An 11592-nucleotide genomic window follows, 5' to 3' on the forward strand; every position below is an offset into this window, starting at 1 on the left:
TGCCCTCACACACAACACCTCGTTTCACCGCCCCTTCGCATCTAATGGCGCCACACCCCCCCCCCCCGGGGCCCCCCGGCCCCCCCCCCCCCCGGGGGGGGCCCCCCCCCCCCCCCCCCCAACGCCTGCCCGTCCCAATGGGCCGCATTCCGCCAGACAATGGGAAGATTAAGCGTGGTCCAACAATCCTTCGCTGCCCGGTCCTACCGGGATGACGCCGTGGTGCTCCGCACCCACAAGCTGGGCGAGGCCGACCGCATCATCACGCTGCTGACCAAGCACCACGGGCAGATCCGGGCCGTCGCCAAAGGTGTGCGACGGACGAGCAGCCGTTTCGGCGCCAGACTTGAACCGTTCATGGTGGCCGACCTCCAGCTCGTGTCCGGGAGAACGCTGGACATCGTCACGCAGGCCGTCGCCAAGGGCGCCTACGGCGGAAGTATCGCAGCGGACTATGGCCGCTACACGGTGGCCGCGGCCATGACGGAAACCGCCGAAAAGCTTACCGACGTCGACGGCGAAGCGGGAACGGCCCAGTACAACCTGCTCGTAGGGGCGCTGGCATCGCTGAGCCGGGATGAACACTCCGCCGGGCTGATTCTGGATTCCTACCTTCTGCGGGCTCTAGCCACCGGCGGCTGGGCTCCCAGCTTTACGGATTGTGCCCGCTGCGGCGCCCCTGGACCGCACACGGCGTTTTCGGCCCCCATAGGCGGGATGGTGTGCGGCAACTGCCGCCCGCCCGGCTCTCCTGCGCCGGCAGCGGAAACCGTTGTCCTGCTGGGTGCCCTGCTGACAGGGGATTGGCCGACGGCGGATGGATCGCTGCCCGCTCATCGACGGGAAGCTGCCGGACTGGTAGCGGCCTACCTGCAATGGCACTTGGAACGTGTCGTGAAATCACTCAAACATGTGGAGCGTAGCTGACTGTGGCCTTGGGAAGAAAGAACAGCCCGTCCCGAAAGCGGACCACCCCCGTGGTAGCACCGTACCCGCACCCCTCAGGTGCGCTGGCGCCGTCGATTCCTGCCGAATTCATTCCCCGGCACGTGGCCATCGTGATGGACGGCAACGGCCGCTGGGCCAACCAGCGCGGACTGCCCCGGATTGAGGGGCACAAGGCGGGGGAGCCAGCGTTGCTGGATGTCATGGCAGGTGCCATCGAACTCGGCATCGAGTATGTGAGTGTCTACGCCTTCTCCACCGAGAACTGGCGCCGCTCGCCCGAAGAGATCCGGTTCCTGATGGGTTTTAACAAGGATGTGCTACGACGCCAGCGGAACCAGTTGGACGCGTGGGGCGTGCGGGTCCGCTGGTCGGGACGCCGGCCCAGGCTGTGGGGTTCGGTCATTCGGGAGCTGGAAGAGGCGGAGGAATACACCGCCGGCAACAGCACGTGCACGTTGAACATGTGTGTTAATTACGGCGGACGCGCCGAGATCACCGATGCCGTATCGGCGATCGCCGCCGAGGTGGCGGCGGGACGGCTCAAGCCTGGCGCCATCACCGAGAAGACGATCCAGAAGTATCTCGACGAACCGGACCTGCCGGACGTGGACTTGTTCCTGCGGAGTTCGGGGGAGCAACGGTTGTCCAACTTCCTGCTGTGGCAGTCAGCGTACGCCGAGTTTGTCTTTATGGACACGCTGTGGCCTGATGTGGACCGGCGGACCCTCTGGGACGCCGTCGAAATTTACGCCCAGCGGGACCGGCGCTACGGTGGTGCGGTGGATGCCGCGTCGCCGGGCAGCGCTGCAAAGGGTCAGCCCGGGTAGGAATCCCGAGCGGTGTCATTGGAGCTTGCCCCGGCGTAACCGCGCAACCATCGCTCCAGCCGGGCGTACGCATCGGCGCGGACCCGGGCCGGCGAGAGGAAGACATCGTGCAGGGCGCCGTCGATCCGTTCCACCGTTACTGTGCGCCCCAACGTCAATGCCCGCAGGGCAATGATGTTAACGTCGAGGACGGCGTCTGTGCGCCGCATTTCTTCCGTCCAGAAGGGCCCATTCGCGCTTCCTCCCGAAAGGAGGACAAGGATGGGGATCTCAATGCCCAGGCCCCGCGCCACCCTCGCGTGCCCGGCAAGGACGGCGCTTAGCCAGCCCGCACGCAACGGGAATGCCATCGGCGGCCGGTATCGGTCGTCCAGGGCCCACTCGCCTTCAGCCGAACTGCTGATGGTGCGCCAGTAGAAGCCCCGTTCGGGAAGGCGCAATATGGCCTCGGGCCGGAAGCGGGCCATGGGTCCAACCATGGTGGAGGCGGCACGGCGGACCAACGAATTGCCATGCATTTCCAGCCATGGGCTGTTCAGGATCAGATGCGAGGCGGCCCCAGGGTGGTCGCTCACCCACAGCGCGGCAACCAGTCCGCCGGTGGAATGCCCCATCATGGTGAGCTCCGGCTCCGGCCCGTCGCCGCTGATGATGCCTATTGCCTTGCTGATCTCCGCGTCGTAGTCCGCGAGGTTTGCCACATAGCCGCCGGGGGCATCCGGCCGCAGGCTCCGGCCATGGTTGTGCATGTCCAGGGCAAAGAATTCGTAGCCTCGCTCTGTCCAGAACCGGGCGAGGTCCACATTGAAAAAGTAGTCACTCCAGCCGTGCAGGAAGAGCACTGCCCGACGGCGGCTGGAAGCCTTTGTGATCGGTGCACCAGCCGGGCGGTGCCTCACGAGCGTCGCGGTGCGCGCCACACCGTCATCACCGGCCGCCTCGAAGCTGCACGCTTCAAAGTCGTCACCAAGGATATCCGGGTGCCAGATCATGGAATTATGCTAGTCCGCGTCCCTACTCATGAGTAGCCGCTTGCTCCGACACCCAGCCGGCGTATTGGCCGATATTGGGGTTCCGGTTTGGTCTGTGCCGTCGCAGACGGAAAACTAGAGGCATGCGCGTATATCCCACATTCTTTAAGCTGGCCTTTTCATGGATGGACGCCGAACGCGCCCACAAGATCGGATTCAAGGGCATCAGGCTTGCGCATTCCTCCGGTGCCGGCAGGATCCTACAGAAGTTCACTGCACCGTCGCCGTCACTGCAGACCACGGCCTTCGGGATTACCTTCCCCTCGCCGTTTGGCCTCGCGGCGGGCTTTGACAAGGAAGGCCACGGAATAGAGGCTCTCACGGAACTGGGCTTTGGGCATGTGGAAGTAGGAACCATCACGGGCCAGGCGCAGCCGGGCAATCCGAAGCCCCGCCTTTTCAGGTTGGTCCAGGACCGGGCGGTCATCAACAGAATGGGCTTCAATAACGACGGCGCTGCCACCGTTGAGCCGCGGCTGAAGGCTGCGCGTGCCGCGCTTCAGCGCAGGCACCCCGGCGTCCGTCCCGTCATCGGCGTAAATATCGGCAAGAGCAAGGTCGTTGAACTCGAGGACGCCGTCGCGGACTATCTGGTCAGTGCCCGGAGCCTCGCGCCCGCTGCCGACTATTTGGTAGTCAACGTCAGTTCGCCCAATACCCCCGGGCTGCGGCTGCTGCAGGACGTTGAGAGCCTTCGCCCGCTGCTGACAGCGGTGGGGGAGGAAGCTGACCGGGCTGCGGGCCGGCACGTTCCCTTGCTGGTCAAAATTGCGCCTGACCTCAGCGACGAAGATATCGACGACGTCGCACGCCTGGCGCTTGACCTTGGACTGGACGGCATCATTGCCACTAACACCACCATCGGACGCTCCGGGCTTAGCTCGCCGCCCGAGAGTGTTGAAAAATGCGGTGCCGGTGGCCTGTCCGGCGCCCCACTTAAGCAGCGTTCGCTCGAGGTGCTTCGCCGGCTGAGGGACGCCACAGGAGGTGCCCTCACGCTGGTGGCCGTTGGCGGCGTCGAGAATGCCCAGGATGTCCAGGACCGCCTGGATGCCGGTGCCACACTCGTCCAGGGCTACACAGCCTTCCTTTATGAAGGGCCCTTCTGGGCGGCACGGATCAACCGGCAGCTCGCCAAGAACCGCCGGGCCTGAGTCTCCGCAGAGACAAAAAACCCCGGCGGTATCACCGCCGGGGTTTTCCGTAGCTCAGGGCCGACGCGTGTGCACCGGCCGGAAAGTTCAGGAGGGGTATTCGCCGCGCTTGACGAGCGGCTTGGGCAAACGCAGTTTGCGGAATTGCAGCGACCGCATGGAGCCGTACCAGACAACGCCCCGTTCCACCTCGCCGAATTTCGCGGCCAGCCGCTTACGGAGCTTGCGGGACAGGATAAAGACGTCCACGAAAACGGCCAGGAACATCACCCAGAAACCGCCCAGGACGTAAATCATCTGATCACTGGTGGACGGCACCAGCAGCGAAATGATGACAAAAACCAGTGCGCCGAACATCAAGTACTCGCCCAGGCTGAAGCGGGCATCGACGTAGTCGCGGGCGAAGCGCTTCTGCGGGCCCTTGTCCCGCAGCGGCAGGAACCTTTCGTCACCAGTGTCCAGTGCCTGCCTCATCTTCAGCCGCTGGTCCTGGATTGCCTGGCGTTCAGCCGCCTTGGAGGCCTTGCGGTCCTCCGGCACCAGCGGGCGTTTGCGGGCTGCTTCCTGCGCTTTGCGCTTGGGAGTGGGCACACCTTTGCCTGCCGCGGCGTCCTGCCGGGCGGCTGCTTCCGCGGCCTGCTGGTCTATGATTTCCTGCGCCGAGGGCGCTTCCTTTTTACGTCCGAACACCCCAACAGAATACCCTGCGGCGGCGTGCCTCCGGCCCCGTGACGGCGGGGGTCCGGCGTCACGCGCGGGCAGTCCCATATCTTTGTGCCCGACGTCGCCGAAAGTGCCTAACAGCTTCGGGTTGTGGTGTGGCCCACGCTGTGCCCGGCGCAGGTAGGGTTTTGCCATGACTTCTCCCACAGCGGCGACCCCGCACAACTCCGGCAGTCCTGCAGGCACCATCCACGCCGAGGAACTCCGCCGTTCTATCGACCAGGAGTTTGGGGCCACCGTGGCCCAACTTAAGGAACTGGTGTCCATTCCCGGCATCGCCTGGCCAAGTTTCGATCCCGAACCCCTGGACCGCAGCGCCCAGGCCGTGGCGGATCTGTTGACGCGGTCGGGCGTGGAAGACGTCCGGATCCTCCGGTGCGACAAGGAAGACGGCACTCCGGGCGGGCCCGCTGTCGTCGCCCGCCGCGAGGCCTCGAACGGCAAGCCGACCATCCTCCTGTACGCCCACCATGACGTTCAGCCACCTGGAGATCCGGCGTTGTGGGAGACGGAGCCGTTTGCCGCCGTCGAAAAGGACGGCAGGCTCTATGGCCGGGGCGCTGCCGACGACAAAGCGGGAATCATGGCGCACGTGGCGGCCTACTCGGCCGTCTCCAAAGTCCTCGCGGACGATCTGGGCCTGGGCGTGACGTTCTTTTTCGAGGGCGAAGAGGAGGCTGGATCGCCCACCTTCCGGTCCTTCCTCGAAGCCCACCGGGAACTGCTTCGCGCCGACGTGATCGTGGTGGCTGACTCAAGCAACTGGAAAGTGGGCGTTCCTGCCCTGACCACCAGCCTGCGCGGACTGGTGGACGGCACCATCGAAGTCCAGGTGCTGGAGCACGCAGTGCACTCAGGGATGTTCGGCGGCCCAGTCCTGGACGCTCCTACGCTGCTGGCACGCCTCATTGCCACCTTCCACGATGAAGAGGGCAACGTGGCCATCGACGGCCTGGTGTCCCGTGACGACGTGGCCGTGGACCTCACGGAAGCCGAATACCGGGGGGACGCCTCGGTGCTTGAGGGTGTCAAATTGGCGGGCTCCGGCAGCATCGCCTCGCGGCTGTGGACCAAGCCTGCGCTGTCCATCATCGGCTTTGATGCCCCGGCCGTGGATATGGCATCGAATACGCTGTTGCCGCGAGCAAGGGCTAAGTTCAGTCTCCGGATCGCGCCGGGCCAGGTTCCCGCCGACGCGATGGACGCCGTGCGTCGGCACGTCGAGGCCCACGTGCCGTTTGGCGCGAACGTCGTGTTTACGCCGGGGGAGAGCGGCAGCTCGTTCCTGACAGACACGTCCTCCAAAGCAGCCTCCCTGGCACTCTGGGCACTGCGCGAAGCCTGGGGTGTGCCTGCCGTGGAAATGGGAATCGGTGGTTCCATCCCGTTCATCGCAGACCTGACCGAGCTGTACCCGGCCGTGCAGATCCTCGTCACCGGCGTGGAGGACCCTGATTCCAGGGCGCACAGCGCCAACGAATCCCTCCACCTGGAGGATTTCCGGAATGCCATCGTGGCGGAGGCGCTGCTGCTTGCCCGCCTGAATGCCGACGGGCTGGACTGAACTTTCGACGGCGGCCGAGGAGTCCACCGCCGCCGTCGGGGGTGCGAGCCACGCCCAGGGAACAACAATCAGCCTTCCACGGTTACGTCAGGAGTTAGAGCTATACGTCTGACCGACGTAGCATGTAGCTATAGCCCATACCGTTTCCGTAGGGGCAGGCACCGCTGATGCGGGGCCGCCGAGGACCGTCCTAAGAAGGTAGGCCAATGAGCACCGCAACCAATGAGAACAGCACCGAAACCACCAGCGCTGCCAGCGATGAACTGGCCGCCCACGAGGTCAAGCTGACTGACGTCGCCGCAGGCAAGGTACGCAGCCTCCTCGAACAGGAAGGCCGGACCGATCTCCGCCTCCGCGTCGCTGTCCAGCCGGGCGGCTGCTCGGGACTCATTTACCAGCTTTACTTTGACGAGCGCCTGCTCGATGGCGACGCCGTCCGCGACTACGACGGCGTTGAAGTCGTCGTCGACAAGATGAGCGTGCCCTACCTCAGCGGCGCCAGCATTGACTTTGAGGACACCATTTCGAAGCAGGGCTTCACCATCGACAACCCCAACGCCGGCGGCTCCTGCGCCTGCGGGGATTCGTTCCACTGACCCGGACTTTTCGCCCGATGGCGGCACCTCGTGCGGCCGTGCCCGAAACGGCACGGCCGCACTGTGCCGACATGTGGGCGAAACGCCCGGCGGAGCGGTAAGCTCTACACCGAGTAGTAAAACTTTTAGTGTGCCCGGGCAGCCAACGTTGCCGGGTAACAGCAACAAGTAGGAAGGGCCGTCTGTGAGTTCGCAGAACCGAACCGGCAGCCGACGCAAAACGATCACTTCGATCTCAGGCTTGGCACTTGCCGGCGCGTTGGTTTTGACTGGATGTTCGCCAGAGGTAGAGAAGGGGTGGCTGCCCACCGAGCGTGGCACCACCAATCACACTGACCGGATCATGGACCTCTGGGTCAACTCATGGATCGCCGCACTTGTTGTAGGCATCATTACTTGGGGTTTGATCGTCTGGTGCCTGGTTGCCTACCGCCGCCGCAAGGGGACCAAGGGCTTCCCGAAGCAGATCAGCTTCAACCTGCCGCTTGAGGTCTTCTACCTGACCATCCCGCTGTTCATGGTCCTGGTGTTCTTCTACTTCACCGACCGCGACCAGCAGGCCATCGATGACCGCTCACAGCCCGCCGACGTCGTTGTGGACGTCCGCGGCAAGCAGTGGGCCTGGGACTTCAACTACAAGGCCGGCGACATCGTCGAAGACGACGTCCATGAGGCCGGGGTGCAGGCACACCTCACCGGCGACACCATCGATAAAGAGAAGCTCCCCACGCTGTACCTGCCCGTTGGCAAGTCCGTGGACCTGGAACTGAACTCCCGCGATGTCATCCACTCGTTCTGGGTTCCCGCCTTCCTGCAGAAGCGCGACATGATCCCGGGCAAGACCAACTACATCAGGTTCACCCCCACCAAAGAGGGCACGTACGACGGCAAGTGCGCCGAACTCTGTGGCGAGTACCACTCCGAAATGCTGTTCCGCGTGAAGGTGGTGTCCGAGGCCGAATTCGCGGCCCACATGGACGAACTGCGCGATGCTGGCAACACGGGTCTCCTCGGCGAAGAGTACGACCGCAACCCGAACCTGAACGAAATTAAGTAAGGGGAGCGACGTGGCTACATACACTCAATCCGCACCCACCGGAGTGCTCACCGCTCCCGTGGTTCCTAAATCCAAGGGACGCATCGTCGTCAACTGGATCACTTCCACAGACCACAAGACCATCGGGTACATGTACCTGATCGCCTCTTTCGTGTTCTTCTGCCTCGGCGGCGTCATGGCCCTGCTGATCCGGGCCGAGCTGTTCGAGCCCGGCATGCAGATCCTGCAGACCAAGGAACAGTACAACCAGCTGTTCACGATGCACGGCACCGTGATGCTGCTGATGTTCGCCACCCCGCTGTTCGCCGGCTTCGCCAACGTCATCATGCCCCTGCAGATTGGTGCACCTGACGTCGCGTTCCCGCGGCTGAACGCACTGGCTTTCTGGTTCTTCCTCTTCGGCTCCACCATCGCCGTCTCGGGCTTCATCACCCCGCAGGGTGCTGCATCCTTCGGCTGGTTCGCCTACGCACCACTGTCGAACACCACGTTCAGCCCGGGTATCGGCGGTGACCTCTGGGTCTTCGGTTTGGCACTGTCCGGTTTTGGCACAATCCTCGGTGCGGTCAACTTCATCACCACCATCATCTGCATGCGCGCCCCGGGCATGACCATGTGGCGGATGCCGATCTTCACCTGGAACACGCTGGTCACGGCCATCCTGGTCCTCATGGCCTTCCCGCCCCTGGCCGCGGCTCTGTTCGCCCTCGGTGCGGACCGCCGGTTCGGTGCCCACATCTTCGACCCGGAGAACGGCGGCGCCGTTCTGTGGCAGCACCTCTTCTGGTTCTTCGGCCACCCCGAGGTGTACATCATCGCCCTGCCGTTCTTCGGTATCGTCTCCGAGATTTTCCCGGTCTTCAGCCGCAAGCCGATCTTCGGCTACAAGGGCCTGGTCTACGCTACGATCGCCATCGCCGCCCTGTCCGTGACCGTGTGGGCGCACCACATGTACGTGACCGGTTCGGTGCTCCTGCCGTTCTTCGCTTTCATGACCATGCTGATCGCGGTGCCCACCGGGGTGAAGTTCTTCAACTGGATCGGCACCATGTGGCGCGGGTCGATCACGTTCGAAACCCCGATGCTGTGGAGCATTGGCTTCCTCATCACCTTCCTTTTCGGTGGCCTGACCGGCATCATCCTGGCCTCGCCGCCGTTGGACTTCCACGTCTCTGATTCCTACTTCGTCGTCGCGCACTTCCACTACGTCGTGTTCGGCACCGTGGTGTTCGCGATGTTCGCCGGCTTCTACTTCTGGTGGCCCAAGTGGACTGGCAAGATGCTCAACGAGCGGCTCGGAAAGATCCACTTCTGGCTCCTGTTCCTCGGCTTCCACGGAACCTTCCTGATCCAGCACTGGCTCGGTGTCGAGGGCATGCCCCGTCGTTACGCTGACTACCTCGTGGAGGACAACTTCACCTGGATGAACCAGTTCTCCACCATCTCCTCCTTCGTTCTGGGAGCTTCGCTGATTCCGTTCTTCTGGAACGTCTACATCACGTGGCGCAGCTCGGAGCGTGTCGAGGTGGACGACCCCTGGGGCTTTGGAGCTTCGCTTGAGTGGGCCACGTCCTGCCCGCCGCCGCGCCACAACTTCACGTCCCTGCCGCGGATCCGCTCGGAACGTCCCGCATTGGACCTGCACCACCCCGAGCTGGCGCAAATCCACACCGTCGAGTCTCCGTCTGCGGCTGCAGCGGTGCTCGGTAACGCCGACCAGAAGGACACTGCCAAGTGAAGATCGAATCATGGATTTTTGGAGCCGGAGTCTTCTTCTTCGTGCCGGTCTCCCTGGTTTACGGTTTCCTGACCAACTGGCATGAATGGGTAGGCACGCTGGGCATCCTCCTGGTGGGCGGGCTCGCCGGAATGATCGGCGGCTACCTGGGCTTCACCGGCAAGCGTGTCGGTATGCGTCCCGAGGACCGCAACGACGCCGAGATCCACGAGGGTGCCGGCGAACAGGGGCACTTCAGTCCCTGGAGCTGGTGGCCCCTGGTACTCGGCCTTGCCTGCGCGGGCGGGTTCCTTGGCTTGGCCATTGGTTTCTGGATTACGTACGTCGCGGCCGGACTTGCTCTGGTAGCGCTCGTTGGCTGGGTCTACGAGTACAGCCGCGGAGACCACGCACACTAGGTCCTCCCAGACTGGCAGCAAAGACTCAATAACGACGGCGGGCCCCACCTTTCAAGGTGGGGCCCGCCGTCGTTATGCGTTAAATCGTTGGGGGGAGGGGCGGCGCCACTGTGCCGCCAGGAGCGCCGCGCTGCCTCGCACAGGCTGCACGGCCCTTACTGAGCCCCCTGCGACTCCAAGAGCTCCACGAGGGCCTTGAGGGCTGCGTCGGCGGCGAGGAGGCCATGAGGGGCGTCTACAGCCGATTCATTGATGCTCAGCTCAACCTCGCAGCCGTGGTGGAAGTCCGCGGTCATCACTTCCAGCAGCGACCGGGCGTCAACGCTTTCGATACCGGCCTTGCGAATGGTGACTGGCAGTCCCGTATCCGTTACTGCCCGGACGAACACCGCGGCGGGACGGGCGTGCAGCCCGATCGATGCCGAAACCACTGCCTTGTGAACTGGCAACGCAACTCCTTTTCCCTGACGGCCCCCTCCGTCTGACGACAAATTTCCTGTCCAATATAGCCGTCCGCATGCGGCTGCGCCCAAACCGAAGCATAGAGGATGGCCGCTGGTCTAGACCTGCCGGCGTTTGACTTAAGATTGAGGGGTGAAGAGACAAGCAGGGAACCTGCATCATGGCTGCTAGCGCGGCCGCCGTTGCCGGTGAAATTGATCGCAGCAGTGGGACCGCAATCTATGTCCAACTCCGTGAGATTCTCAGGCAGTACATAGCGGACTCCTGTCCGCCCGGATCTGCGCTGCCGTCGGAACGGGATCTTGCGGAGCGCTTCGGGCTGGCCCGGATGACTGTACGCCAGGCCATCGATGCCCTGGTGGGTGAAGAGGTCATCGAACGCGTGGTCGGACTTGGCACCTTCGTGCGGAAGCCCAAGCTCGACCTGCAGGTGAAGCTGACCTCCTACAGCGAGGAGATGCAGCGTCGCGGAATGGTTCCCGCGGCCAAGGTCCTCAGTTTCGAACAAATTGGCGCCAGCGCCTTCCTGGCCCGCGAACTCCAGCTCGATGAGGGCACGCCCCTCGTCCGGTTCCGCCGGCTCCTGCTTGCCGACGGTGAACCCATGAGCGTGGACGAAAACTTCATCCCGGCCCACCGCGTTCCTGGGTTGCTGGACGGCGAACCGCCAACGTCGCTGTACAACGTCCTCAGTGAACAATTCGGCCTGGTGATGGAGTGGGGGGAGGACATGATCGAAGCTACCGCCGCCTCACCCTCCACCGCACGCCTCCTCAACGTCGATGTCGGTGCACCGCTGCTCAAGATCCAGCGCCATGCCTTCGTTGCCCGTTCCATGGTGGACTATTCGGTGTCCTACTACAGGGCAGACCGTTACAAGCTTTGGGTACCGCTGCAGCGCCCGGGGGCAAGGCCTGCCAGGCACCACGGCTCCGGCTACCGCAACACCTAGTCGCGGCCGCCCGAAACGACGATCAACGAGAAAGGCCCGGTCCAAACTGAACTGGTCCCCAAAAGTTGGACTCCTTAATGTGCGGGTCCCACTTTAGCGGCCAAGGACCGGCCCTTCGAAGAAGTCCCCGTCCCATTTGGGA

Annotated in this window: 12 protein-coding genes; 9 read left to right on the top strand and 3 right to left on the bottom strand. The window is 63.7% G+C overall.

The features are described 5' to 3' along the window. Positions 1-174: 174 nt before the first annotated feature. Both recO and ACFC25_RS20865 read left to right on the top strand, forming a co-directional pair. The gene (gene recO, locus ACFC25_RS20860) at positions 175-927 is read left to right on the top strand and encodes a DNA repair protein RecO (RefSeq protein ID WP_376048675.1); all 753 of its coding nucleotides are present in this window, start codon (positions 175-177) and stop codon (positions 925-927) included. Between the two features lie 2 nt (positions 928-929). Further along, on the top strand, positions 930-1775 hold the full coding sequence (locus ACFC25_RS20865) for an isoprenyl transferase (protein ID WP_376048678.1): 846 nt from the start codon (positions 930-932) through the stop codon (positions 1773-1775). Here the strand turns inward: ACFC25_RS20865 and ACFC25_RS20870 are convergent. Next, a complete protein-coding gene (locus ACFC25_RS20870; RefSeq protein WP_376048681.1) occupies positions 1763-2767 on the bottom strand; it encodes an alpha/beta hydrolase in 1005 nt (334 codons plus the stop codon). The two genes, ACFC25_RS20865 and ACFC25_RS20870, sit on opposite strands and share 13 nt — an antisense overlap. Positions 2768-2889: 122 nt before the next feature. Here ACFC25_RS20870 and ACFC25_RS20875 point away from each other — a divergent pair, with 122 nt between their 5' ends. Further along, entirely contained in the window at positions 2890-3960 is a 1071-nt protein-coding gene (locus tag ACFC25_RS20875; protein ID WP_337348540.1) for a quinone-dependent dihydroorotate dehydrogenase, read from the top strand. Positions 3961-4047: 87 nt separating this feature from the next. Here the strand turns inward: ACFC25_RS20875 and ACFC25_RS20880 are convergent, their stop codons facing one another. Continuing rightward, positions 4048-4650 carry a DUF3043 domain-containing protein gene (locus ACFC25_RS20880; protein ID WP_376048702.1) on the bottom strand — a complete coding sequence of 201 codons (603 nt, stop codon included), beginning with the start codon at positions 4648-4650 and terminating at the stop codon, positions 4048-4050. A 166-nt stretch (positions 4651-4816) separates the two neighbouring features. Between ACFC25_RS20880 and ACFC25_RS20885 the strand changes: the two genes are divergently transcribed. The 5 genes from ACFC25_RS20885 to ACFC25_RS20905 all read left to right on the top strand — a co-directional run bounded on the left by ACFC25_RS20885 (position 4817) and on the right by ACFC25_RS20905 (position 10036). Beyond that, complete coding sequence (locus ACFC25_RS20885; RefSeq protein WP_376048684.1) at positions 4817-6247, top strand: dipeptidase; 1431 nt, start codon at positions 4817-4819, stop codon at positions 6245-6247. Positions 6248-6453: 206 nt separating this feature from the next. Further along, positions 6454-6843 (top strand): iron-sulfur cluster assembly accessory protein, encoded by a 390-nt coding sequence (locus ACFC25_RS20890; protein ID WP_066291471.1) that lies wholly within the window; start codon positions 6454-6456, stop codon positions 6841-6843. A 184-nt stretch (positions 6844-7027) separates the two neighbouring features. Then, positions 7028-7900 carry a cytochrome c oxidase subunit II gene (gene coxB, locus ACFC25_RS20895; protein ID WP_376048686.1) on the top strand — a complete coding sequence of 291 codons (873 nt, stop codon included), beginning with the start codon at positions 7028-7030 and terminating at the stop codon, positions 7898-7900. 10 nt (positions 7901-7910) lie between these two features. Further along, positions 7911-9638: a cytochrome c oxidase subunit I gene (gene ctaD, locus ACFC25_RS20900; protein ID WP_337351191.1), complete on the top strand. Its 1728-nt coding sequence runs from the start codon at positions 7911-7913 to the stop codon at positions 9636-9638. Beyond that, on the top strand, positions 9635-10036 hold the full coding sequence (locus tag ACFC25_RS20905; RefSeq protein ID WP_337348231.1) for a cytochrome c oxidase subunit 4: 402 nt from the start codon (positions 9635-9637) through the stop codon (positions 10034-10036). The genes ctaD and ACFC25_RS20905 overlap by 4 nt, the downstream gene beginning before the upstream one ends. A gap of 155 nt (positions 10037-10191) precedes the next feature. On the opposite strand, the gene ACFC25_RS20910 is transcribed toward ACFC25_RS20905, so the two are convergent. Then, on the bottom strand, positions 10192-10485 hold the full coding sequence (locus ACFC25_RS20910; protein ID WP_376048691.1) for an HPr family phosphocarrier protein: 294 nt from the start codon (positions 10483-10485) through the stop codon (positions 10192-10194). A gap of 173 nt (positions 10486-10658) precedes the next feature. On the opposite strand from ACFC25_RS20910, the gene ACFC25_RS20915 reads away from it, so the two are divergent. Then, on the top strand, positions 10659-11450 hold the full coding sequence (locus tag ACFC25_RS20915; protein WP_376048694.1) for a GntR family transcriptional regulator: 792 nt from the start codon (positions 10659-10661) through the stop codon (positions 11448-11450). Positions 11451-11592 lie beyond the last annotated feature (142 nt).

The sequence above is a fragment of the Pseudarthrobacter sp. NPDC055928 genome (genome assembly GCF_042270935.1).
GTDB lineage: Bacteria > Actinomycetota > Actinomycetes > Actinomycetales > Micrococcaceae > Arthrobacter.

Excerpts from the sequence above, each read along its gene's own strand:
- ACFC25_RS20885 (WP_376048684.1), top strand. The coding sequence starts at position 4,817 with ATGACTTCTCCCACAGCGGCGACCCCGCACAACTCCGGCAGTCCTGCA.
- ACFC25_RS20890 (WP_066291471.1), top strand. The coding sequence starts at position 6,454 with ATGAGCACCGCAACCAATGAGAACAGCACCGAAACCACCAGCGCTGCC.
- ACFC25_RS20870 (WP_376048681.1), bottom strand. The coding sequence starts at position 2,767 with ATGATCTGGCACCCGGATATCCTTGGTGACGACTTTGAAGCGTGCAGC.
- ACFC25_RS20915 (WP_376048694.1), top strand. The coding sequence starts at position 10,659 with ATGGCTGCTAGCGCGGCCGCCGTTGCCGGTGAAATTGATCGCAGCAGT.
- ACFC25_RS20875 (WP_337348540.1), top strand. The coding sequence starts at position 2,890 with ATGCGCGTATATCCCACATTCTTTAAGCTGGCCTTTTCATGGATGGAC.